Here is a 23,381-nt window from a genome sequence, read left to right as displayed (position 1 = left end):
AAATCAAAGGAGTTGTCATGAGGATCATCTGGCGTCGCGTACGGGTGGCGCTCAAGGGTCGCGGCGGGGACACGGGGATGTCCACTTCGGAATACGCGATGGGCACGATCGCGGCCTGTGCGTTCGCGGCGGTTCTGTACAAGGTGGTGACGAGTGAAGTCGTCTCCACGGCCCTTCAGTCGACCATCGGGAAGGCGCTCGATGTGCCGTTCTGAGGACGGATCGGGGGCGGTACGGAAAAGGCGCGGCGACCGCGGATATGTGACGGCGGAGGCGGCCTTGGTGATTCCGGCGCTGGTGCTGTTCGCGGCTCTGCTCGTGTGGGCGCTGATGGCGGCGGCCGCGCAGATCCGGTGCGTGGACGCGGCCCGCGCCGGCGCCCGGGCGGCGGCGCGGTCGGAGCCGACCGGTGTGGCGGTGGCGGCGGCCCGGGCCGCCGCTCCGCCGGGGGCGGAGGTGGAGGTGGAGCGGGTGGGCGATCTCTGGCGGGTCCGGGTGGCGGCACCGGCGCCGGGGCCCGCGCTCCTGCCGGTACGGCTCGGTGCCCGGGCGGTGGCCCTGGCCGAGGACAGCGTGGGGCCGCCGCCGTGAGCCGGGACCGCGGGTCGGCGACGGTGTGGGCGGCGCTGGTGGCGACGGTGCTCGGAGCGGTGTTCGGGGGCGTCCTGCTGCTGGGTCAGGCCGTGGTCGCCCGGCACCGGGCGGCCGCAGCCGCGGACCTGGCGGCACTCGCAGCGGCGGCGACATGGGCCCACGGGCCGGAGCGTGCCTGCGCCGCGGCCCTGCGGGTGGCCCGGGCCCAGGACGCGGCACTGAACACCTGCCGCCTGTCGGGCGAAGTGGCCGAGGTGACGGCCCACCCGGCCACGGGCCCCTTCGCCCCTGCCATCCGAGCCCGAGCCGGCCCGCCGGCCGAGCGCCAGGACCCACCGGTCGGAGGCCCGACGGTACCTGCGGGCACCCCGGGGCCGCCGGCGGAGGGGCCGGACCCGTATGCCGGGAGCCCGACGGCACCGGGCGGCCTCGCGGTCCCACCCGCCGGGGGTCGAGGGCTGCCTGTCGGAGGTCCGGCGGTACCCGCGGACCTCGCCGGCTCGCTACGGGGCGACCGGGTCCACCTGCCGCCCGCCGGGGCCCGTCTGCCGGGCCCGGCAGACCATGGCACCCGCCCGGGCTCACCTGCTGGGCGCCCGGAGCTGCCGGCCGAGTGACCCGGGCTGCCCGCCCTGTGCACCGGCTCGGACGGCCCCGCAGGCGGGCTCGGATGGTTGAGCCGGCCCGGCCTGGGCCCGCCCGGCCCGCTCAGGCCCCCTGGGCCCTCAGGGCCGTGCCCAAGCCCGCCCAAGCCCCTGGCCCCCTGGGTCCCTAGGCCGCCGCCCGGTCCCCACCACGCCCCCCAAGCCCGTCAGGCCCAGGTGGCCCGGGCGGCCTCGGGTGGCCCTGGGCAGGACATGGGGGCTTCCGGGGCCCTTGGGTGAATGCGTGGGACCGGCCCGACCCCGATCAGGCCTACGTGCCCGTACGAGGGGTCGGGCCGGCCCCGGCCGCCGTGACGGGCCGCAGTGCCGGGCCGCGGGATCGGACCCTCGGGCATCCGATGTGCGTGGGGTTACGGGGTGGGTGGTGCGGGTGGGGTGGGTGTGGTGTCCGGTGGGGCCTCTGCGAGGAGGCGGGTGAGAAGGCGGACGGCGCCGCGTTTGTGGAGGGGGTCGTTGCCGTTGCCGCACTTGGGGGACTGGATGCACGAGGGGCAGCCGGCCTCGCACTCGCAGGCGGCGATGGCGTCGCGGGTGGCCGTCAGCCACGCGCGGGCGGTGTGGAAGGCGCGCTCGGCGAAGCCGGCGCCGCCGGGGTGGCCGTCGTAGACGAAGACCGTGGGGAGGAGGGTGTCGGGATGCAGCGGTACCGAGACGCCGCCGATGTCCCAGCGGTCGCAGGTGGCGAAGAGCGGCAGCAGGCCGATCGAGGCGTGTTCGGCGGCGTGCAGGGCGCCGCCGAGGATCTCCGGGTTGATCCGGGCCTCGTCGAGCTGGTCCTCGGTCACCGTCCACCACACGGCGCGCGTGCGCAGGGTGCGCGGCGGCAGGTCCAGCTTGGCCTCGCCCAGGACCTCGCCGGTGATCAGCTTGCGCCGCAGGTAGGAGACGACCTGGTTGGTGACCTCGACGGAGCCGTAGCAGAGCCGGGCCGGGCCCCACGGGATCTCGGTGTCGGTCTCCAGCACCGAGATGGAGGTGACGTCCCGGGCGGTCGTGGAGTAGGGCGGATCGGCCCGCTCCACGAGGGCCGCGGAGTCCTCCAGGTCCAGCTGCTTCACCAGGTAGGTGCGGCCCTGGTGGAGGTGGACGGCGCCCTCGTGGACGGCCGTGTGGGCCGCGGACTCGTCGACGGTGCCCAGCAGCCGGCCGGTCGAGGCCTCCACGATCTGCACCGGGCGGCCGCCGCCGCCCCGGATGTCGGTCAGGTCGCAGGCCCGCTCCCGGCGGGTCCAGTGCCAGGCCGTGGCCCGCCGCCGCAGCAGCTTGGCCGCTTCGAGCTGCGGGACCAGTTCGCGGGTGGCCGGTCCGAAGAGCTCCAGGTCGGCTTCGGTCAGCGGCAGCTCGGCCGCCGCCGCGCACAGGTGGGGGGCGAGGACGTACGGGTTGTCCGGGTCCAGGACGGTGGCCTCCACGGGCTGCCGGAACAGCGCCTCGGGGTGGTGGACGAGGTAGGTGTCCAGCGGGTCGTCCCGGGCGATCAGGACGGCCAGGGCGCCCTGGCCCGAGCGCCCGGCGCGTCCGGCCTGCTGCCACAGGGAGGCCCGGGTGCCCGGGTAGCCGGTGATCAGGACGGCGTCCAGGCCCGAGACGTCCACGCCCAGCTCCAGGGCGGTCGTGGCGGCCAGGCCCAGCAGTTCGCCCGAGTGCAGGGCGCGTTCCAGGGCCCGGCGCTCCTCGGGCAGGTAGCCGCCCCGGTAGGCCGCGACACGCCGGACCAGCGAGCGGTCCACCGACGCGAGCCGTTCCTGGGCGATCACCGAGATCAGTTCCGCGCCGCGCCGGGAGCGGACGAAGGCGACCGTACGGACGCCCTGCACCACCAGGTCGGTCAGCAGGTCGGCGGTCTCGGCCGTGGCCGTACGCCGTACGGGTGCACCCTTCTCGCCGCGGAGTTCGGTGAGCAGCGGCGGCTCCCAGAGGGCGAAGACGACCTCGCCGCGCGGGGAGGCGTCGTCGGTGATCTCGATCACGCGGACCCCGGTCAGCCGGGAGGCGCCGGCCGCCGGGTCGCTGGCCGTGGCCGAGGCCAGCAGGAACACCGGTTCGGAGCCGTAGCGGGCGCACAGCCGCCGCAGCCGGCGGAGCACCTGCGCCACGTGGGAGCCGAATACCCCCCGGTAGGTGTGGCACTCGTCGATGACGACGTAGCGCAGGGCCCGCAGGAAGGAGGCCCAGCGGGGGTGGGCGGGCAGGATGCCGCGGTGCAGCATGTCGGGGTTGGTGAGGACGTAGTTGGCGTACTGCCGGACCCATTCGCGCTCCTCGAACGGCGTGTCCCCGTCGTAGACGGCGGGGCGCACGGCGTTGCCGAGCGGGGCGGCCAGTTCCCGTACGGCGCGCCGCTGGTCGGCCGCCAGGGCCTTGGTGGGGGCGAGGTACAGGGCGGTGGCGCCCCTGCCGTTGGGGGCCTCGGCGCCGTCCGCCAGGGCGGAGAGCACGGGGGCGAGGTACGCCAGCGACTTGCCCGAGGCGGTGCCGGTGGCGACGACCACGGACACGCCGTCGAGGGCGTGCTCGGCTGCGGCCGTCTGGTGTTCCCACGGATGTTCGATCCCGGCCGCCGTGATGGCGGCCACGACATCCGTTCGGATGCGATCGGGCCAGACCGCATGACGTCCCACCCGAGGGGGCAAGTGCTCCGTATGGGTGATGCGCGCAGCTCGGGTAGGCCCCCGTGCCAGCCGGTCCAGGACCGTGTCGGGAGTGGGCCGTGGGTCCGCGGGTGCCGTGGGCCGACCGGGGCGGTGAGTATTGGCCATGGGAACCGAGTGTGTCACCGGCGTGCGGGACAATGGTCCCAAGGCGTCGTGCGCGCCTGCCGGTAAGTGATTGAATGCCATTGCGGCAGCCAATCCCTCACCTACCTTCGGGTGGGGAGGCCCCTGGGGGGCGCCGCTCGATAGCAAGGTGCTGGAGGATCCGTGGACCTGTCCCTGTCGACTCGCACTGTCGGCGACCGTACGGTCGTGGAGGTCGGTGGCGAGATTGATGTGTATACCGCGCCCAAGCTGCGCGAGCAGTTGGTGGAGTTGGTGAACGACGGCAGCTACCACCTGGTTGTCGACATGGAGCGAGTGGACTTCCTCGACTCCACCGGACTCGGTGTGCTGGTGGGAGGTCTCAAGCGCGTCCGTGCGCACGAGGGTTCGCTGCGCCTGGTGTGCAACCAGGAGCGCATCCTCAAGATCTTCCGGATCACCGGTCTGACCAAGGTGTTCCCGATTCACACCTCGGTGGAAGACGCCGTCAACGCCACCGACTGACGGCTCCCGGCGGCGAGCTGCCGCCAAGGAGAGCGGGGGTACCGGGCCGCGGTCGGCCCGGGCCCCTGTCAAGGCACGCCCGTAGTCCGAGGGGGACGCGCATGGCCACCGTTGAACTGCGCTTCAGCGCGCAGCCCGAACACGTCCGGACGGCCCGCCTGGTCGCGGCTGCCGTGGCGCGCCGGGCCGGCGTGGAGGAAGCCGTCCTCGACGAGGTCCGCCTCGCCGTCGGCGAGGCCTGCTCGCGCGCCGTCGGGCTGCACCGCAACAACGGCCTGACCGCGCCCGTCCGGGTCGTCCTGACCGAGGAGGAGAAGGTGTTCTCCATCGAGGTCGGCGACGACGTCCCCGGTCCGGCCGGCGGGCCTGTGGACGCGGTGGCGGGGCTCGACGCCGTCCTGGACCCGGACATCGAGGGCGAGGACGAGATGGGCCTCGCAGTGATCAGCGGGCTCGTCGACGACGTCGAGGTGACCAGTGGCGCATCGGGCGGGACCATCCGGATGAGCTGGCCCGTTTCGGGGACGTCCACGCTGTCGTAGGGTCGCGGATCCGCCGGGCGGGTATTCCCGTCGGCTCTTTCGATTCCCTCGGTTCCGTAGGTCCGTCGGATCTTCCGATCGTCCTCCCGTCGTCCTCCCGCCGTCTTCCGATCTTTATCAGGGCCCTGCCGAGCAGGGCCTTTTTTATTTTCCGGGAACGATTTCGGACCGGCGGCCGGTCACCCCATGACTTTGTCCCCTTACTGCATTCGGGGGTAATGGGGCGGCGTGATTCACGGCCACCGGGCCGGTGTCGTTCCCTTTCGATTCCCGCATGCTGTTTTGATCGGGGTTCCGCTCCCTACAATCCGTCCACATCTTGAGCTCATCGCGTCAAGGAGGACGAATGACGGGGCTCTTCACCCCTCTCGCGCCGGATCGCCCCCATGATCTGGCAGCGGCAGTACTCACCGATGAAAACCGACTCATCGTGATCGTCATCGCGGCCGTGGCCGTGCTCGCACTCGTCGTCGCGCAGATCCTGACCCGTCAGGTGCTCGCGGCGGACGAGGGCACCGACAGCATGAAGGAGATCGCCGCGGCGGTGCAGGAGGGCGCCAACGCCTATCTCGGCCGCCAGCTGCGCACCCTCGCCGTCTTCGCCTTCGTGGTCTTCTTCCTGCTCTTCCTGCTCCCCGCCGACGACTGGTCGCAGCGGTCCGGCCGCTCCGCGTTCTTCCTGGTCGGCGCCCTCTTCTCGGCCACCACCGGGTACCTCGGCATGCGGCTGGCGGTCCGCGCCAACGTCCGCGTCGCCGCCGCCGCGCGGCAGGCCACCCCCGCCGAGGGCGAGCCCGCCAAGGACCTGACCGAGGTCTCCCACAAGGCCATGAGGATCGCCTTCCGCACGGGCGGGGTGGTCGGCATGTTCACGGTCGGCCTCGGGCTGCTCGGTGCCTCCTGCGTGGTCCTGGTCTATGCCGCCGACGCCCCCAAGGTCCTGGAGGGATTCGGGCTGGGGGCCGCCCTGATCGCGATGTTCATGCGCGTGGGCGGCGGCATCTTCACGAAGGCCGCCGATGTCGGCGCCGACCTGGTCGGCAAGGTCGAAAAGGGCATTCCGGAGGACGATCCGCGCAATGCCGCGACCATCGCCGACAACGTGGGCGACAACGTCGGCGACTGCGCGGGAATGGCCGCCGACCTCTTCGAGTCGTACGCCGTCACCCTGGTGGCCGCACTCATCCTGGGCAAGGTGGCCTTCGGCGACCTGGGGCTCGCCTTCCCGCTGATCGTCCCCGCCATCGGCGTCGTCACCGCGATGATCGGCATCTTCGCGGTCTCCCCGCGCCGCTCCGACCGCAGCGGCATGACCGCCATCAACCGCGGCTTCTTCATCTCCGCCGTGATCTCCCTGGTGCTCGTCGCGGTCGCCGTCTACGCCTACGTGCCGGGCACCTACAAGCAGCTCGTCGGCGTCGAGGACGCCGCCATCGCGGGCCACGCCGGCGACCCGCGCGTCCTGGCACTCGTCGCCGTCGCCATCGGCATCGTCCTCGCCGCGCTGATCCAGCAGCTCACCGGCTACTTCACCGAGACCAGCCGCCGTCCCGTCCGGGACATCGGCAAGTCCTCGCTGACCGGCGCGGCCACCGTCGTGCTCGCCGGCGTCTCGGTGGGGCTGGAGTCCGCCGTCTACACCGCGCTGCTCATCGGTCTCGGGGTCTACGGGGCGTTCCTGCTCGGCGGCACGTCGATCATGCTCGCCCTCTTCGCGGTGGCGCTGGCCGGCACCGGCCTGCTCACCACCGTGGGCGTGATCGTCGCCATGGACACCTTCGGGCCGGTCTCCGACAACGCGCAGGGCATCGCCGAGATGTCCGGCGACGTCGAGGGGGCCGGGGCGCAGGTCCTGACGGACCTGGACGCCGTGGGCAACACCACGAAGGCCATCACCAAGGGCATCGCCATCGCCACGGCCGTGCTCGCCGCGGCGGCCCTGTTCGGTTCGTACAACGACGCCATCGCCACCGCCGTCCGGCAGGTGGGGGCGAAGGCCGACGAGATGAACCTCAGCCTGGACATCGCCCAGCCCAACAACCTGGTCGGGCTGATCCTGGGCGCGGCGGTGGTGTTCCTGTTCTCGGGGCTCGCGATCAACGCGGTGTCCCGGTCCGCGGGGGCCGTGGTCTACGAGGTGCGCCGGCAGTTCCGCGAGCACCCCGGGATCATGGACTACACCGAGAAGCCCGAGTACGGGCGCGTGGTGGACATCTGCACCAAGGACGCGCTGCGCGAGCTTGCCACGCCCGGCCTGCTCGCCGTGCTCACCCCGATCGCGGTGGGCTTCGCCCTCGGTGTCGGCGCGCTCGGCTCGTTCCTGGCCGGCGCCATCGGCACGGGCACGCTGATGGCGGTCTTCCTCGCCAACTCCGGTGGTGCGTGGGACAACGCGAAGAAGCTCGTCGAGGACGGCCACCACGGCGGCAAGGGCAGCGAGGCGCACGCGGCCGTCGTCATCGGCGACACGGTCGGCGACCCGTTCAAGGACACGGCCGGGCCCGCGATCAACCCGCTGCTCAAGGTCATGAACCTGGTGGCGCTGCTGATCGCCCCGGCGGTCGTGCAGTTCAGCTACGGGGACGACACCAGCCCGATCGTACGGGCGGTCGTCGCGGTCCTGGCGATCGGCGTGATCGTCGGCGCGGTGTACGCCTCCAAGCGCCGGGGCGTCTCCGTCGGCGACGGGACCGACGACGGAGCGGCCGAGCGGGTGGCCCGGCCGAACGATCCCGCGCCGGTCCGCTGACCGCACCGGCCCCGGCCCCGCCCGACCCTGCCCGACCCCGGCCTGGACCGGGGCTGCGGGACGGGTGGGCCGGGCAGGGCCGGACGTACGCCCGAACGGCGGACGGGCGGCGCGGACTGACGCGCCGTCTGTCCGCCTTTGTGCGTCCCCCGATGGCTGGCGTGTATCTTCCGGGCCGAGAGCCTTCGAAGGGACCAATCCGGTGAACAAGAAGCTTGCGGCCGCCTTGTCGGGCGGTGCGGTGCTGATGCTCGTCCTGTCCGGCTGCGGCGGGGACGACAGCGACAAGAAGGCCGACGCCTGGGCCAAGAAGGTCTGCGACCAGTGGCAGCCCGAACTGAAGAAGATCGAGGCGGCCAACGCCGACATCAAGCGCGTGGCGACGGAGAGCAGCAGGCCCGAGGAGGTCCAGACGACCGATTCGGCTGCCTTCGCGACCATGTCCGGGTCGTACGCGACGATGGGGACGGCCCTGAAGGGAGCGGGTGTTCCGCCGGTCAAGGAGGGTCAGACGACGCTCGACGAGTCGGTCAAGGGCTTCGAGTCGACGTCCAAGGGCTACGCCGACCTGAAGGCGAAGATGGAAGCCCTCGACGCCAAGGACCAGACCAAGTTCGCCGAGGGGCTCAAGGAACTCGCGGGCGGCCTGGAAGAGGCGACGAAGGGCGGCAAGGACGCCCTCGCCAAGCTCAACGCGGGCGGTCTGGACAAGGCGATGAACGCCCAGAAGGGCTGCCAGGTCGCGATGGCCTCGCCCGCGGCCTCGCCCAAGTAGCGCGCCGGTCCGCCGCCTTCCGCGCGGCGGACCGATCAGGGCGGCCGGACCCCCGGGGAGGGGTTCCGGCCGCCCTGGCGCGTGCCGCCCCCGCCCTGGCGCGTGCCGCCCCCGTCCTGGCCGGGCGCCTTCGGCCCGGCGCGGCGCGGCGATTGCCGGGCGCAGCCGACACAATGGACGCGTGAGTACCACCAGCCTCCCCTCGTCCGACCACGCCGCCGAGCTGCGCACCGCCTTCCTCGCCGCCGGGTTCACCGCCGACGGCCTGCTCGACCTGCTCGGCGCCCCCGCCTACGCCGCCCTGGCCCGCAGCGAGACCGTCCCGGCCCTGCGCGCCACCCGCACCGGCGGGGACGGCCCGCTGCCGAGCCTGGTCCGGCTGTTCCTGCTCCAGCGGCCCGTGTCCCGGGAGCGGGCCGCCGCCGCGCTGCCCGTCGAGGCCGCCCTGGCCGACGGGTGGCTGCGGGGCGACGGCGACGAGGTGCGCGCCACGGTCGACGTGCGCCCGTACGGCGGTCCGGACGGCGAGGACTGGTTCATCGTCTCGGACCTCGGCTGCGCCGTCGGCGGGGCCGGCGGGATCGGCAGCCACGAGGAGGGCGTGGTCCTCGGCGTGGGCGGCGCGTCCACGACGCTGGCCGGGATCACCGTCCGCACCCCGGTCGCCACCGCCCTCGACGTGGGCACCGGGTCGGGCATCCAGGCGCTGCACGCGGCCCAGCACGCGACCCGGGTCACCGCGACCGACGTCAACCCCCGTGCCCTGGAGTTCACCCGGCTGACGCTGGCGCTGTCCGGGGCGCCGGAGGCCGAGCTGCTGGCCGGGTCGCTGTTCGAGCCGGTCGGCGAGGCCACGTACGACCTGATCGTGTCGAACCCGCCGTTCGTGATCTCCCCGGGCGCCCGCCTCACCTACCGGGACGGCGGGATGGGCGGCGACGACCTGTGCCGGACGCTGGTCCAGCAGGCCGGGGCGCGGCTGAACCCGGGCGGGTACGCGCAGTTCCTCGGCAACTGGCAGCACGTGGACGGCGAGGACTGGCACGAGCGGGTGCGTTCCTGGGTGCCGCGCGGCTGCGACGCCTGGATCGTGCAGCGCGACGTACAGGACGTGACGCAGTACGCGGAGCTGTGGCTGCGCGACGCGGGCGACCACCACGGCGACCCGGCCGCCTACGAGCGGCGCTACGAGGAGTGGCTCGACGAGTTCGAGGCCCGCGGGACCAGGGCCGTCGGCTTCGGCTGGATCACCTTGCGCCGTACGGACGCGGCCCAGCCCTCGATCGTGGTGGAGGAGTGGCCGCACTCGGTCGAGCAGCCGCTCGGGGACGCCGTCGTGGCCCACTTCGCCCGCCAGGACTACCTGCGCCGGCACGACGACGCGGCGATCCTGGAGGGCTACTTCGCGCTGTCCGCCGAAGTGGTCCAGGAGCAGGTCGGCGCGCCCGGGGCGGAGGACCCGGAGCACGTGGTGCTGCGCCAGAACCGCGGGATGCGGCGCGCCACGAAGGTCGACACGGTCGGGGCGGGCTTCGCGGGAGTGTGTGACGGCTCACTGAGCGCGGGCCGGATCCTCGACGCCATCGCGCAGCTCGTCCAGGAGGATCCGGTGGTCCTGCGCGACCGCACCCCGGAGGCCATCCGGCTGCTCGTGGAGCAGGGCTTCCTGGAGCCGCTGGAGGGCCCCGCGCAGTAGCCGGCGGCGGAATGTAACCCGGGGTTCGCCCGCCGTATCCCCCCGGCTGCCAGGCTCACGGGCAGCGGGATCCCGGGAGCGGCCCGGAGCGCGTCCGGGGCAAGGGGGGAACGGCATGGAGGACGGTCCGGCGGTCTTCGCGGCGGCGGTGTTCCTGCTGTTCGGGGCCGCTCTGCTGGCCTGGACCGGGGCGCGCGCGCTGCACCGCGCGCCGGTGGCGGAGGGCGTGCGCCCCGCGGTCGCCGTGCCGGTGGCGCTCTTGGCCGCCGGGGTGTCGCTGGCCCTCGGGACCTGGTGCCTGACCCGGCTCTGAGCCGGGGCGCCGAACGGCGGGTTCCGGCCGTCGGAGCCGGGGCTGCGGGGGGTGCGGGAGCGGGGCCAGACGGCCCTCCGGCCACCCGGCGCGGTGACCGGCGACGGTCCGGCGCGGCATCCGGGCGGCAGAAACCGCACTTGTCGGGTTACCGTTCGAGTGGCCGTTGCGGGCTTCTGCCGTTTGACACGGGGGCGGGTTGTACCGTCACACTCCGCAGCGTCGCCGTACCGCGACCGAGTGCCGACCGGAGAGAAGAGCCAAGTTGTCCCCGACTAGCGAGACCGCAAAGGGCGGCCGCCGACTCGTCATCGTCGAGTCCCCTGCCAAGGCGAAGACGATCAAGGGCTACCTCGGCCCGGGTTACGTCGTCGAGGCGAGCGTCGGGCACATCCGCGACCTCCCCAGCGGCGCGGCCGAGGTTCCCGACAAGTACACCGGCGAGGTCCGCCGTCTCGGCGTGGACGTCGAACACGACTTCGCGCCGATCTACGTCGTCAACGCCGACAAGAAGGCCCAGGTCAGGAAGCTCAAGGAGCTGCTGGCCGAGTCCGACGAACTCTTCCTCGCCACCGATGAGGACCGCGAGGGCGAAGCCATCGCGTGGCACCTGCAGGAAGTCCTCAAGCCCAAGGTCCCCGTCCACCGGATGGTCTTCCACGAGATCACCAAGGACGCGATCCGCGACGCCGTCGCCAACCCGCGCGAGCTCAACCAGCGCATGGTCGACGCCCAGGAGACCCGCCGCATCCTCGACCGCCTCTACGGCTACGAGGTCTCGCCGGTCCTGTGGAAGAAGGTCATGCCGAAGCTGTCGGCGGGCCGCGTCCAGTCGGTGGCCACCCGCCTCGTCGTCGAGCGGGAGCGCGAGCGCATCGCCTTCCGCTCCGCCGAGTACTGGGACCTCACCGGCACCTTCTCCACCGGCCGCACCGGTGACGCCTCCGACCCGTCCACGCTGGTCGCCCGGCTGAACACGGTCGACGGCAAGCGCGTCGCCCAGGGCCGCGACTTCGGCTCGACCGGACAGCTCAAGAGCGAGGTGCTGCACCTCGACGAGGCGAACGCGCGGGCGCTGGCCGCCGCGCTGGAGGGCGCCTCGTTCGCCGTCCGCTCGGTCGAGTCCAAGCCGTACCGCCGCTCCCCGTACGCGCCGTTCCGCACGACCACGCTCCAGCAGGAGGCCTCGCGCAAGCTGGGCTTCGGTGCGAAGGCGACCATGCAGGTGGCCCAGAAGCTGTACGAGAACGGCTTCATCACCTACATGCGTACGGACTCCACGACGCTCTCCGAGACCGCGGTCTCGGCGGCCCGCGCGCAGGTCACGCAGCTCTACGGGGCCGACTACCTGCCGGAGAAGCCGCGCGTCTACGCCGGGAAGGTCAAGAACGCGCAGGAGGCGCACGAGGCGATCCGTCCTTCGGGTGATCGTTTCCGCACCCCGGCCGAGACCGGCCTGACCGGCGACCAGTTCCGGCTGTACGAACTCATCTGGAAGCGGACCGTCGCCTCCCAGATGAAGGACGCGGTCGGCAACTCGGTCACCGTCAAGATCGGCGGAAGGGGCTCGGACGGCCGGGACGTGGAATTCAGCGCCTCCGGCAAGACGATCACCTTCCACGGCTTCATGAAGGCCTACGTCGAGGGCGCCGACGACCCGAACGCCGAGCTCGACGACCGCGAGAAGCGCCTGCCGCAGGTCGCGGAGGGCGACGCGCTCGCCGCCGAGGAGATCACGGCGGACGGGCACTCGACCAAGCCGCCGGCCCGCTACACCGAGGCCTCGCTGGTCAAGGAGCTCGAAGAGCGCGAGATCGGCCGCCCGTCGACCTACGCGTCGATCATCGGCACCATCCTCGACCGCGGCTACGTCTTCAAGAAGGGCACGGCGCTCGTGCCGTCCTTCCTGTCGTTCGCCGTCGTGAACCTCCTGGAGACGCACTTCGGGCGGCTCGTCGACTACGACTTCACCGCGAAGATGGAGGACGACCTCGACCGCATCGCGCGGGGCGAGGCCCAGTCCGTGCCGTGGCTCAAGCGCTTCTACTTCGGCTCGGAGGACGCGACCGAGGTCGTGCCGGCCGACGGCGACCACCTCGGCGGCCTGAAGGAGCTGGTCACGGACCTGGGCGCGATCGACGCCCGGGAGATCTCCTCCTTCCCGGTCGGCGAGGGCATCGTGTTGCGCGTGGGCCGCTACGGGCCCTACGTGGAGCGCGGCGAGAAGGACTCCGAGGGCCACCAGAGGGCGGACGTGCCCGACGAGATGGCCCCGGACGAGCTGACCGTCGAGTACGCGGAGGAGCTCTTCGCGAAGCCGAGCGGTGAATTCGAGCTCGGCAAGGACCCGGTCAGCGGGAACGAGATCGTCGCCAAGGACGGCCGCTACGGCCCGTACGTGACGGAGATCCTGCCCGAGGGCACCCCGAAGACGGGCAAGAACGCGGTCAAGCCGCGCACCGCCTCGCTCTTCCAGTCGATGAGCCTGGACACGGTCACGCTCGACGACGCGCTCAAGCTGATGTCGCTGCCGCGGGTGGTCGGCGCGGACGCGGAGGGCGTGGAGATCACCGCGCAGAACGGCCGCTACGGCCCGTACCTGAAGAAGGGCACGGACTCGCGGTCCCTGGAGACCGAGGACCAGCTCTTCTCGATCACGCTGGACCAGGCCCTGGCCATCTACGCCCAGCCCAAGCAGCGGGGCCGCGCCGCGGCCAAGCCGCCGCTGAAGGAACTGGGCACGGACCCGGTGAGCGAGAAGCCGGTGGTGGTCAAGGACGGCCGCTTCGGCCCGTACGTGACGGACGGCGAGACGAACGCGACGCTGCGGCGGGACGACGACGTCGAGACGATCACGCCGGAGCGTGGCTACGAGCTGCTCGCGGAGAAGCGGGCGAAGGGCCCCGCCAAGAAGGTGGCGAAGAAGGCTCCCGCCAAGAAGGCCCCGGCGAAGAAGGCCCCGGCCAAGAAGGCGACGGCGACCAAGACGGCCGCGGCGAAGAAGGCCACCGTGACCAAGACGGCGGCCGCCAAGAAGACCACGGCGAAGAAGACCGTGGCGAAGAAGACGGCGACGGCGACCGCGACGGCGGACGAGTAGCCGCCGCGACGACGGTTGACGGCGAGGGGCCCCGCGCGCACGTGCGGGGCCCCTCGCCGTACGCGGGCGGGTCCGGCCGGCGGGCGGGGCCGGCGGCGGGCGGGCCGGGCCCGGGGCGGGGTCGCGGCGGAGGTTGTCCACAGGCTTCCGCACCCGCCAGGCGCAGCGGATAGGCTGGGCGGATGACGCGAGGAGCCGAGCAGCCAACGGTCGTGACCGCCCCGGCGAATCCCACCTACGACGAAGCCCTAGCCGCGGATTCCCGCGAGCGGGCGGTGCGCGCACTGTTGCGCACCCCCAGGCTCCGCCGCCTGTGGAGCGCCCAACTGGTGAGCGGCATCGGCGATGCCCTCGCCCTGTTGGTGCTGGTGCTGCTGGCCCTGCAGGCGGCCGTCTCCGAGGCGGCCTTCGGCGGCGGGTACCGCGGCGCCGCCCTCGCCGTCGCCGCCGTCTTCGGGGTCCGCATCCTCGCCACCCTGCTCTTCGGCGCGGTCCTGCTGGGCCCGCTGGCCGGACTGCTCGCCCCCGGTGGCAAGCTGGACCGCCGCTGGACGATGGTCGGCGCCGACGGGGTTCGCCTCGGGCTCTTCGTCGTCGCCCCGCTGTGGCTCGACTGGATCCCGTCCGACGCCCTCACCGCCCTGCTGGCCACCGTCTTCGTCGCGGGCGCCGCGGAGCGGCTGTGGACCCTGGCCAAGGAGAGCGCGGCCCCCGCGCTGCTGCCCGCGCCGCCGTTGGAGGGCGCGACCGTACGGCCGCTGCCGGACCACCTCGACGCCCTGCGGCGGCTGACGCTCCGTACGACCTTCGCCGCGCTGCCCGTCGCCGCGGCCGTGCTGCTCGCCGCGACCCTGGTCGGCAAGGCCCTCGGCCTCGGCGTCGACTGGTTCGCCGACAACCAGGCCGCCCTCGGCTCGTACGTGGCCGCCGGCCTCTTCGCCGCGTCCGTCTCGCTGCTGCTGCCGTTGGTGCTGCCCGGCTCGAAGACCCCGCGACCGCGCTCGCCGCTGGAGGGGCTGCGCGCCCCGAAGGCCGGCGACCGCCGGGAGAAGGGCCGTACCGGCGCCATCCCCCTCTTCGTCCTGGCCTGCGCCGCGGTCGCCGGAGCGGTGTCCGGCGCCGCCGCCGTGGCCGTGCTGCACGCCTTCGACCTGGGCGGCGGCCCGGCCGCCTTCGCCCTGTTCGTCCTCGCCCTGCTCGGCGGCGCCGCCGCCGGCATCCGCGCCACCCAGGCCGGCAAGGTGCTGCCCGCGCTGTCCCGGCGCCGCCTGCTGGCCCTGGCCATGGCGCTGGTGGGGGTGGCGCTGCTGCTGGCCGGCCTGGTGCCGGACACCGCGACCGTGCTGTTCCTCATGCTGCTCGCCGGCGTCGCCGCGGGCGTCGCGGCCAACACCGGGCACACCCTGCTGGACCAGGAGACCGAGGAGTTCCGGCGGGCCCGGGTCACCGAACACCTCCAGGCCGTCGTCCGGGTCGCCGTGGCCGTCGGGGCCGTCACCGCCCCCGTGCTGGCCGCGCTGATCGGCCCGCACCGGCTGACCGGCGGCGGGGTCGTCTTCTCGCACGGCGGCGCCGCCTTCACCCTGATGCTGGTCGGCGCCCTGCTGCTGCCGGTCGCCGTGGTGGTGCTGGCCAAGGCCGACGACCGCGCGGGCGTCCCCCTGCGGCGCGACCTGCGCGAGGCGCTGCGCGGCGGGGAGCCGGTGCAGACGGCCTCCGACGCGGGGTTCTTCATCGCCCTGGAGGGCGGCGACGGGGCCGGCAAGTCCACGCAGGTGGAGGCGCTGGCCGACTGGATACGGGGCAAGGGCCACGAGGTCGTCGTGACGCGCGAGCCGGGGGCCACCCCGGTCGGCAAGCGGCTGCGCTCGATCCTGCTCGACGTCTCCTCCGCCGGCCTGTCCAACCGGGCCGAGGCGCTGCTGTACGCCGCCGACCGGGCGGAGCACGTGGACACCGTGGTGCGGCCGGCCCTGGAGCGCGGGGCGGTCGTCATCTCGGACCGCTACATCGACTCCTCGGTGGCCTACCAGGGCGCCGGCCGAGACCTTTCGCCCACCGAGATCGCCCGGATCTCCCGCTGGGCCACCGACGGGCTGGTACCGAACCTGACCGTGCTGCTCGACGTCTCGCCCGAGGCGGCGCGCGAGCGCTTCACGGAGGCCCCGGACCGGCTGGAGTCGGAGCCGGCGGAGTTCCACCAGCGGGTGCGGGCCGGGTTCCTGACCCTGGCCGCCTCCGATCCCGGCCGCTACCTCGTCGTCGACGCGGGGCAGGACCCGGGGTCGGTGACCACCGTCGTGCGGCACCGGCTGGACCGGATGCTGCCGCTCTCCGAGGCCGAGCTGGCCGCCCAGGCGGAGGCCCGGCGCCTCGCCGAGGAGGAGGCACGGCGGCGGGCGGAGGAAGAGGCCGCGCGCAAGGCCGAGGAAGAGCGGCTGCGCGCCGAGGAGGAGGCCCGCAAGGCGCGCGAGGCCGAGGAGGCCCGGATCCGGGCCGAGGCGGAGGCCGCGCGCAAGGCGGAGGAGGAGCGGCTGCGCGCCGAGGAGGAGGCCCGGGCCAGGGCCGAGGCCGAGCGGCTGCGCGCCGAGGCCGAGGAGCGGGCCCGCGAGGCGGAGCAGGCGCGGCTGCGGCGGCAGGCGGAGGAGGAGGCCCGGCTGCGGGCCGAGGCCGACGAGCGGCGCCGGGAGAAGCAGCGCAGGGCCGAGGAGGCCCTGCTGAAGGCAGAGGAGGCGCGCCGCCTGGCGGCCGCGTCGGCGGCCGAGGCCGCGGCGAAGGCGGCGGCTGCCGCCGCGGCCTCGGCGGCTTCGGCACCTGCGGCGGGGGCGCCGGCGTCCGCGCCGGGCGCGACGGGGCCGGGTGCGGGCGGTGCGGGTCGGTCCGGGGGGTCCGGTGAGGCCCGGCGGCACGCGGACGACGCGGTGACCGTGGAGACGCCCCTGATGAAGCGGGTCGTCCAGCCGGACGACGTCACGCAGACGGTCCCGGTGCCGAAGGTGAACCCGGCGGACGGCCGCCCGGCCCAGGCGGCCGACGCACACGACGGGAACGACGCGAACGACGCGAACAAGCCGGGCGGTGCGGGCGGTGCGGGCGACGCCGCGGACACGGCGGTGCTGCCGCCGGTCCGCGCGACGGACGACACGGCGGTGCTGCGGCCGGTGCGCGACACCGAGGAGACGGCCGTGCTGCCGCCGGTGCGTCCGGCGGCCGGCGGCCCCGACCCGCGGGAACACCGGGCCGAGGGCTCCGACCGCGCCCGGCGGCCGGGCGGGGACGCCCGGGACGACGCCCGGCGGGCGCCGGCCGGCCCGGCGCGTTCCGCCTCGCGGCCGACCGCCCAGCGCCCTCCGGAGAATCCGGCCGACCGGGTGCCGCCGGGCATCTTCCGGGACACCGACAACGCCCGGACGCGCGAACTGCCGGTGGTCGGTGACGACGGCGCCCCGCGCCGCCGCCGGTCGGACTGGGCCGAGGAGACCCCGCTGGACGACCTGCCGTCGCTGGCCGACGAGCTGCTCGGCCGCCACCGGGACTCCGACGACGAGGACGACGACCGGGGCCCGCGCCGCCGCCGCTGAGCGGCGGCCGGGCGGCTGTCGGGCGGCTGTCGGGCGGTCGGCGGGCGGTCGGCGGGCGGGCGGCGGGCGGGCGGCGGACCGCCGCGGGACGGGAATGTCGGTGGCGCCCGCCACAATGGGTGCACGGAGAGCGGAAGGTGGTGGGCGGGATGCCCGTATGGGACGACCTGGTGGGACAGGAGCGGGTCCAGGCACAGCTGGCCGCCGCCGCCCGGGACGCGGACGCCCTGGTCACCGCCATCACGGAGGGGACCCCGCAGCCCTCCGGCTCGAAGATGACGCACGCCTGGCTGTTCACCGGCCCGCCCGGTTCCGGGCGGGCCACCGCCGCCCGGGCCTTCGCGGCCGCCCTCCAGTGCACCAGCCCCGACCGCGCCCTCGGCGGCGAGCCGGGCTGCGGGTTCTGCGACGGCTGCCACACCACCGTCATCGGCACCCACTCCGATGTGGAGATCGTCCGTACCGACCTGTTGTCCATCGGTGTGAAGGAGACGCGCGACCTGGTCCGCCGGGCGCAGCTCTCCCCGGCGGTCGGACGCTGGCAGGTCATCGTCCTGGAAGACGCCGACCGGCTCACCGAAGGCGCCGGCAACGTCCTGCTGAAGGCCGTGGAGGAGCCCGCTCCGCGCACGGTGTGGCTGCTGTGCGCACCCTCGCTGGAGGACGTGCTGCCCACGATCCGCTCCCGCTGCCGGCACCTCTCGCTGCGCACCCCGTCGGTCGAGGCGGTCGCCGACGTCCTGGTCCGGCGCGACGGCATCGAGCCCCATGTCGCCGCGGTCGTCGCCCGCTCCACCCAGGGCCACATCGGCCGGGCGCGCCGGCTGGCCACCGACGAGGCGGCCCGCACCCGCCGGTCCGCGGTGCTGAGGCTGCCGCTGCGCATCGACGACGTGGGCGGCTGCCTCAAGGCCGCGCAGGAGCTGGTCGACGCCGCCGCCGAGGACGCCAAGCAGGTGGCCGAGGAGGTCGACGGCAAGGAGACCGAGGAGCTGCGCGCCGCGCTCGGCGCCGGAGCGGGCGCCGGGAGCAGGATGCCGCGGGGCACGGCGGGCGTCATGAAGGAGCTGGAAGACCGGCAGAAGCGGCGGCGCACGCGCACCCAGCGCGACAGCCTCGACCTCGCGCTGACCGACCTGACCGGCTTCTACCGCGACGTGCTGGCCCTGCAGCTCGGCTCGTCCCTGGCCATCGCCAACGAGGAGATACGGCCGGACCTCGACCGGATCGCCCGTGCCGGCGGCCCGGAGCGGACGCTGCGGCGGATCGAGGCGATCATCGCCTGCCGCGACGCCCTCGACCGGAACGTGGCCCCGCTGCTCGCGGTCGAGGCGATGACGATGTCCCTGCGCGCGGGCTGACGGCGGCGGAGCCCGCGCGGCGGCGCGGCCCCGGCCCGGCCCCGCGACCGGGCGGGCGGCTCGCGCCGGGTTGACCGGCTCACCCGTACGGGCGATCCCGGGCCCGGAGCCGTACGGCCCGGGTCCGTGGCCCACACCGGCGCGGGCCACGGAAGGCCCGGGGCCGTCCGGGGGCAGCCGTGCCCGGACGGCCCCGCCGACAGGCCGTAGGCTCCGGGGATGGACACCAGCCGCCTGCTGCGTACGACCGGAACCGTGATCGCGGCCGCCGGATTGCTGCTCTCCGGGTGTACGTCCGGCGGGTCGGGGAGCACCGCGGCCTCGGCGACCCCGGGCACCTCCGGGGGTTCGGCGTCGCCCTCGCCCTCCGCCGAGTCCGCCGCGCTGCGCCCGTACTACGAGCAGAAGCTGACCTGGCGCGACTGCGGCGTCGCCGGCTTCCAGTGCAGCACCATGAGGGCGCCGCTGGACTACGCGAAGCCCGGCTCCGGCCAGGACGTCGACATCGCGGTGGCGCGCCGGGCGGCCACCGGCCCCGGCAAGCGGCTCGGGTCGCTCGTGGTGAACCCGGGCGGCCCCGGCGGCTCGGGCATCGGCTACCTCCAGGCGTACGCGGGCATCGGCTACCCCGCCCCGGTCCGCGCCCAGTACGACATGGTCTCCTTCGACCCGCGCGGCGTGGACCGCAGCGACCCGGTGGAGTGCCTGGACGGCCCGGCCATGGACACGTACACGCAGGTGGACCAGACGCCGGACGACCAGGCGGAGCGGGACCGGCTGGTGGCGGCGTTCAAGGAGTTCGCGGCCGGCTGCCAGGCCCGCTCGCAGCGTGTCCTGCCGCACGTCTCCACGGTCGACGCGGCCCGGGACATGGACCTGCTGCGCGCGGCGCTGGGGGACCGGAAGCTCACGTACGTCGGGGCCTCGTACGGCACGCTCCTGGGCGCCACGTACGCGGACCTCTTCCCCGGACGCGTCGGCCGGCTCGTCCTGGACGGGGCGATGGATCCCTCGCGGTCGTCGTTGGACCTCAACCGGGACCAGACCGCGGGCTTCGAGACGGCCTTCACCTCCTTCGCCAAGGACTGCGTGAAGCAGCCGGAGTGCCCGCTGGGCGGGGGCAGCCCGGAGGCGGTGGGGGAGCGGCTGAAGGAGTTCTTCACGAAGCTGGACGCGCAGCCCGTGCCGTCGGGCGATCCGGCCCGGCCGCTCGGCGAGTCGCTCGCGACGACCGGGGTGATCGCCGCGCTGTACGACAAGGGTGCCTGGCCGCAGCTGCGGGAGGCGCTTGGCGCGGCCATGAACGGCGACGGGGCGTCCCTGCTGGCCCTGGCCGACAGCTACTACGAGCGCGAGCCGGACGGCAAGTACGCGAACCTGATGTTCGCCAACGCGGCCGTCAACTGCCTCGACCAGCCGCCCGCCTTCAGCGGTCCGGCGGCGGTGGACTCGGCGCTGCCGTCCTTCCAGAAGGCCTCCCCGGTCTTCGGCACCGGCTTCGCCTGGGCCTCGCTGAACTGCACGTACTGGCCGGTGAAGGCCACGGGTACGGCCAAGGCCCTGACGGCGAAGGGCGCGCCGCCGATCGTGGTGGTCGGCACGACGAGGGACCCGGCGACCCCGTACAAGTGGGCCCAGGCCCTGGCCGGCCAGCTCGACTCGGGCACCCTGCTGACCTACGACGGGGACGGGCACACGGCGTACGGGCAGGGCAGCGACTGCATCGACACCTCGATCAACCGGTACCTCCTGGAGGGCCGGGCCCCGGAGGCCGGCAAGAAGTGCTAGGCCCGTTTCGCCCGGTCGTGTCCCGCTCCGTCCCCCTGGGTGCACCCTGGTGCGGGGCACCCGTCGACACCCTGTAGACTTGGCGCCGCTGCTGATGAGAGCACCTCTCCGAGGGAATACTTGTCTGACCAGCGGTGCCGCCTTAGCTCAGTTGGCCAGAGCAACGCACTCGTAATGCGTAGGTCTCGGGTTCGAATCCCGAAGGCGGCTCTGTAGAACCCCCAGGACTCACTCGCCGTGACCTGGGGGTTTTGCTGTTTTCGGGGGTGGGTTCGGGGTGGGTGCGGGGTGGATCGGTGGGCCGTGGGGCGGTCCGGGCGGGGGGATTGGGCATACGGCTGGCACGGGGCCCGATTCGGCACAGGAGGTAGGCGAGTGATCTCGGTACAGGCGTGGTCCGACGCGCAACGGCTGTGGGACTTCCAGCAGATGCACCACGAGCCGCGTCCGTGTTCCGCGGGCATCGTGCTCGGCGGCCGCGGCCCCGGAGTGGTCGGGACGGCGGTCGAGCTGTACCGGCGGGGGATGGTGCCGGTGGTCGTGGTGGCCGGAGGCGCGGCCGGGGAGCGGGTGGTGGAGCTGGGGGTGCCGGCGGGGGCCGTGCTCGTCGCGCCGGACGCCCCGGACGCCGACGGGGCGATCCGCGGCGCCCGCGCCCTGCTCGACGGGCGCGGGGTGGAGGTGGGGTCCGTGCTGCTGGTCACCGGGCCGTACGCGGAGCGCGGCGCGCACGCGGCCGCCCGGGCGGTGTGGCCGGAGGCCGAGGTGGTCGTGGCGTCACCGCCGTTGACGTTGCGGGAGTACGTGGACGCGGTCCAGGACGTCCGGCTCGTCTTCGACATACTCGTCGGCGCCCAGCAGCGGTTGCCCCGGGCCGGTCGGGAGGCCCCCGGGGCCGTGGCCGAGGCGTACGGGCGGCTCTGCGCGGAGGGGTTCACCGGCCGCGTCGTGCCCGCCTGAGCGGTCGCCACCGGAGGGCCGCCGTCCGGGGGACGGGCTCCCCGGTCGCCCGTCGCGGGGGGTGCGGCTACGTTGGTCGGGTGGGTCCTGGGCACGGCGACAGGAGGCCGGTCATGGCAGCACGTTGGCGCGACGCGGCCGTGGCGGCCGCCGCGGCGGGGCTCCTGGTGACGTCGCTGGGAGCCTGGGAGGTTCCGGCCGCGACGACGGCGGCGGTGGCCGCCGCGACTCCCGCGGCCGGCGACTTCCCGCAGTTGACCCCGGCCGTGGCCCGGCAGTTGGACGCGGCCGTCCGCAAGGTCATGGAGCGGGCGGGGGTGCCGGGGGTGATGGTCTCGGTGTCCGCGCCCGGCAAGGGCGAGTACGTGCGGTCCTTCGGCGTCGCGGACAAGGCGACGGGTGCGGCGATGGACACCGGTCTGAACATGCGGATCGGCAGCGAGACCAAGACCTTCACCGTGACCGCGCTGCTCCGGCTGGTCGACGCGGGCAAGGTGGGGCTGGACGACCCGATCGGCACGTACGTCGCGGGGGTGCCCAACGGCGACAAGATCACCCTGCGCGAGCTGGCCGGCATGCGCAGCGGGCTGTTCAACTACTCGGCGGACCCGGCCTTCTTCAAGGCCCTGACGGGCGACCCGCAACGGCAGTTCACCCCGCGGGAGCTGCTCGCGTACTCCTTCGCGCACCCCGTGCAGTTCGCCCCCGGCGCGCAGTTCGAGTACTGCAACACCAACCTGGTCCTGCTGGGCCTGGTGGTGGAGAAGGTGAGCGGCACCTCCCTCGGCGCCTACCTGGCCCGCGAGGTGGTGGGGCCCGCCGGCCTCACCCACACGCTGCTGCCGGAGGGCGCGGAGTTCCCCGATCCGCACGCCCACGGCTACACGCGGCAGACGGCCTCCGGGAAGACCGAGGACGCCACCGACTGGAACCCCTCCTGGGCCTGGGCCGCCGGGGCGATGGTCTCCGACCTCGCCGACCTGCGGAGCTGGGCCAAGACGCTGGCCACCGGCACGCTGCTGACCCCCGCCACGCAGGCGCAGCGGCTGAAGATCGTTCCGGCGGGGAACCTGCCCGAGACCGGGTACGGCCTGGGCATCGCCGAGGTCGGCGGGTGGATCGGGCACAACGGCTCGCTGCCCGGCTACCAGTCGCTGACCGTCTACCTGCCCGAGGCGCGGGCCACGCTGGTGGTGCTCCTCAACACGGACACCGGCTACCAGGGGCAGGAGCCCAGCTCCCTGTTCGGCGAGGCGATCACCCGGATCGTGACCCCGGACCACGTGTTCCTGCTGCCCGCCCAGCAGCCCGCCGAGAAGCGCTGAGGTCGGGTCCGCGGTCCGCCCGCCGACGCGTACCCGCCCGCGGCTTCCCGCCGTCCCGTCCGCCCGCGCAGAATGGGGGACGGCGCGCGAGCGGACTCCAGGAGACGACACCCATGACGGACACGAACGACCCGACGGACGTGGTGCTGCGCACCGCCGGCGAGGCGGACCTCGACGCGGCCGCCGCGCTGTTCGGCGGCTACCTCGACTTCTACGGCGTGGAGGTCGAGGACCCCGGCCGGCCGCGGGCCTTCCTCGCCGAACGGATCGCGGCCGACGAGTCCCTGGTGCTGCTCGCCGAGGTGCCGGGGGCCGGAACGGTCGGGTTCGCGCAGGTCTACCGGACGTTCGCGTCGCTCTCGCTGAGCTCCGCCTGGATCCTGAGCGACCTGTACGTGGCCCCGGCCGGGCGCCGCAGCGGCGCGGGGCGGGCGCTGCTGCGCGAGGTGCTGGCCCGGGCCCGGGCGGCCGGGGCGGCCGGGGTGCAGCTGGAGACCGCGTACGACAACCACGTCGCGCAGGGGCTGTACGAGGCGGAGGGCTTCGTCCGCGAGGAGTTCCACGCCTACTTCCACGAGCTGGGACGGCAGCGGGACTGAGCGGTGCGGGCCCTTCCGGCCCCGCAGCAGGCCGGCTGCCGCTTCTCCCGGATCCGGCGCCGCCCCGCTG

The 23,381-nt window shown here is 74.1% G+C and carries 17 protein-coding genes and 1 tRNA gene; 17 read left to right on the top strand and 1 reads right to left on the bottom strand.

All coding sequences use genetic code 11. The annotated features are described in order from the left end of the window. Positions 1-17 precede the first annotated feature (17 nt). From CP968_RS15360 to CP968_RS35575, 3 genes are read left to right on the top strand one after another with little or no spacing between them, the layout of a single operon-like run. On the top strand, positions 18-215 hold the full coding sequence (locus CP968_RS15360; protein ID WP_150518553.1) for a DUF4244 domain-containing protein: 198 nt from the start codon (positions 18-20) through the stop codon (positions 213-215). Further along, the gene (locus tag CP968_RS15355) at positions 202-591 is read left to right on the top strand and encodes a TadE family type IV pilus minor pilin (RefSeq protein ID WP_150518552.1); all 390 of its coding nucleotides are present in this window, start codon (positions 202-204) and stop codon (positions 589-591) included. Before CP968_RS15360 ends, CP968_RS15355 begins: the two co-directional genes overlap by 14 nt. Continuing rightward, complete coding sequence (locus CP968_RS35575; RefSeq protein WP_150518551.1) at positions 588-1,211, top strand: Rv3654c family TadE-like protein; 624 nt, start codon at positions 588-590, stop codon at positions 1,209-1,211. Before CP968_RS15355 ends, CP968_RS35575 begins: the two co-directional genes overlap by 4 nt. Positions 1,212-1,609: 398 nt before the next feature. On the opposite strand, the gene CP968_RS15345 is transcribed toward CP968_RS35575, so the two are convergent. Further along, positions 1,610-4,099, bottom strand: a complete 2,490-nt coding sequence (locus tag CP968_RS15345) for a DEAD/DEAH box helicase (RefSeq protein WP_150518550.1) — start codon at positions 4,097-4,099, stop codon at positions 1,610-1,612. 81 nt (positions 4,100-4,180) lie between these two features. On the opposite strand from CP968_RS15345, the gene bldG reads away from it, so the two are divergent. The 14 genes from bldG (at position 4,181) to CP968_RS15275 (ending at position 23,311) form a co-directional block, all read left to right on the top strand. After that, positions 4,181-4,522: an anti-sigma factor antagonist BldG gene (gene bldG, locus CP968_RS15340; RefSeq protein ID WP_069920854.1), complete on the top strand. Its 342-nt coding sequence runs from the start codon at positions 4,181-4,183 to the stop codon at positions 4,520-4,522. A 101-nt stretch (positions 4,523-4,623) separates the two neighbouring features. Then, positions 4,624-5,064 (top strand): ATP-binding protein, encoded by a 441-nt coding sequence (locus CP968_RS15335; protein ID WP_150518549.1) that lies wholly within the window; start codon positions 4,624-4,626, stop codon positions 5,062-5,064. A gap of 346 nt (positions 5,065-5,410) precedes the next feature. Further along, positions 5,411-7,813 carry a sodium-translocating pyrophosphatase gene (locus CP968_RS15330; RefSeq protein WP_150518548.1) on the top strand — a complete coding sequence of 801 codons (2,403 nt, stop codon included), beginning with the start codon at positions 5,411-5,413 and terminating at the stop codon, positions 7,811-7,813. Positions 7,814-8,015: 202 nt separating this feature from the next. Further along, positions 8,016-8,588: a small secreted protein gene (locus CP968_RS15325; protein WP_150518547.1), complete on the top strand. Its 573-nt coding sequence runs from the start codon at positions 8,016-8,018 to the stop codon at positions 8,586-8,588. A 181-nt stretch (positions 8,589-8,769) separates the two neighbouring features. Further along, positions 8,770-10,284, top strand: coding sequence for a DUF7059 domain-containing protein (locus CP968_RS15320; RefSeq protein ID WP_150518546.1), 1,515 nt, complete (start codon positions 8,770-8,772; stop codon positions 10,282-10,284). Between the two features lie 115 nt (positions 10,285-10,399). Then, a complete protein-coding gene (locus CP968_RS15315) occupies positions 10,400-10,597 on the top strand; it encodes a hypothetical protein (RefSeq protein WP_150518545.1) in 198 nt (65 codons plus the stop codon). Positions 10,598-10,862: 265 nt separating this feature from the next. After that, a complete protein-coding gene (gene topA, locus CP968_RS15310) occupies positions 10,863-13,697 on the top strand; it encodes a type I DNA topoisomerase (RefSeq protein WP_150518544.1) in 2,835 nt (944 codons plus the stop codon). A gap of 182 nt (positions 13,698-13,879) precedes the next feature. Next, complete coding sequence (gene tmk, locus CP968_RS15305; protein WP_150518543.1) at positions 13,880-17,278, top strand: dTMP kinase; 3,399 nt, start codon at positions 13,880-13,882, stop codon at positions 17,276-17,278. 149 nt (positions 17,279-17,427) lie between these two features. After that, positions 17,428-18,639, top strand: coding sequence for a DNA polymerase III subunit delta' (locus CP968_RS15300; RefSeq protein WP_150518542.1), 1,212 nt, complete (start codon positions 17,428-17,430; stop codon positions 18,637-18,639). Positions 18,640-18,858: 219 nt separating this feature from the next. Beyond that, positions 18,859-20,427 (top strand): alpha/beta hydrolase, encoded by a 1,569-nt coding sequence (locus CP968_RS15295; protein ID WP_150518541.1) that lies wholly within the window; start codon positions 18,859-18,861, stop codon positions 20,425-20,427. Positions 20,428-20,563: 136 nt separating this feature from the next. After that, a tRNA-Thr gene (locus CP968_RS15290) sits at positions 20,564-20,637 on the top strand. Between the two features lie 165 nt (positions 20,638-20,802). Then, positions 20,803-21,387: a YdcF family protein gene (locus tag CP968_RS15285; protein WP_150518540.1), complete on the top strand. Its 585-nt coding sequence runs from the start codon at positions 20,803-20,805 to the stop codon at positions 21,385-21,387. 113 nt (positions 21,388-21,500) lie between these two features. Further along, positions 21,501-22,712, top strand: a complete 1,212-nt coding sequence (locus CP968_RS15280) for a serine hydrolase domain-containing protein (protein WP_150518539.1) — start codon at positions 21,501-21,503, stop codon at positions 22,710-22,712. A 113-nt stretch (positions 22,713-22,825) separates the two neighbouring features. After that, complete coding sequence (locus CP968_RS15275) at positions 22,826-23,311, top strand: GNAT family N-acetyltransferase (RefSeq protein ID WP_150518538.1); 486 nt, start codon at positions 22,826-22,828, stop codon at positions 23,309-23,311. Positions 23,312-23,381 lie beyond the last annotated feature (70 nt).

This window comes from Streptomyces subrutilus, from assembly GCF_008704535.1.
GTDB lineage: Bacteria > Actinomycetota > Actinomycetes > Streptomycetales > Streptomycetaceae > Streptomyces > Streptomyces subrutilus.
Note: the sequence above shows the minus strand (reverse complement) of the source record. Positions and strands in the feature narration are given on the sequence as shown.

Excerpts from the sequence above, each read along its gene's own strand:
- CP968_RS15295 (WP_150518541.1), top strand. The coding sequence starts at position 18,859 with ATGGACACCAGCCGCCTGCTGCGTACGACCGGAACCGTGATCGCGGCC.
- tmk (WP_150518543.1), top strand. The coding sequence starts at position 13,880 with ATGACGCGAGGAGCCGAGCAGCCAACGGTCGTGACCGCCCCGGCGAAT.
- CP968_RS15315 (WP_150518545.1), top strand. The coding sequence starts at position 10,400 with ATGGAGGACGGTCCGGCGGTCTTCGCGGCGGCGGTGTTCCTGCTGTTC.
- CP968_RS15355 (WP_150518552.1), top strand. The coding sequence starts at position 202 with ATGTGCCGTTCTGAGGACGGATCGGGGGCGGTACGGAAAAGGCGCGGC.
- CP968_RS15345 (WP_150518550.1), bottom strand. The coding sequence starts at position 4,099 with ATGGCATTCAATCACTTACCGGCAGGCGCGCACGACGCCTTGGGACCA.
- CP968_RS15275 (WP_150518538.1), top strand. The coding sequence starts at position 22,826 with ATGACGGACACGAACGACCCGACGGACGTGGTGCTGCGCACCGCCGGC.
- CP968_RS15360 (WP_150518553.1), top strand. The coding sequence starts at position 18 with ATGAGGATCATCTGGCGTCGCGTACGGGTGGCGCTCAAGGGTCGCGGC.
- CP968_RS15280 (WP_150518539.1), top strand. The coding sequence starts at position 21,501 with ATGGCAGCACGTTGGCGCGACGCGGCCGTGGCGGCCGCCGCGGCGGGG.
- CP968_RS15300 (WP_150518542.1), top strand. The coding sequence starts at position 17,428 with ATGCCCGTATGGGACGACCTGGTGGGACAGGAGCGGGTCCAGGCACAG.
- CP968_RS15330 (WP_150518548.1), top strand. The coding sequence starts at position 5,411 with ATGACGGGGCTCTTCACCCCTCTCGCGCCGGATCGCCCCCATGATCTG.
- CP968_RS15335 (WP_150518549.1), top strand. The coding sequence starts at position 4,624 with ATGGCCACCGTTGAACTGCGCTTCAGCGCGCAGCCCGAACACGTCCGG.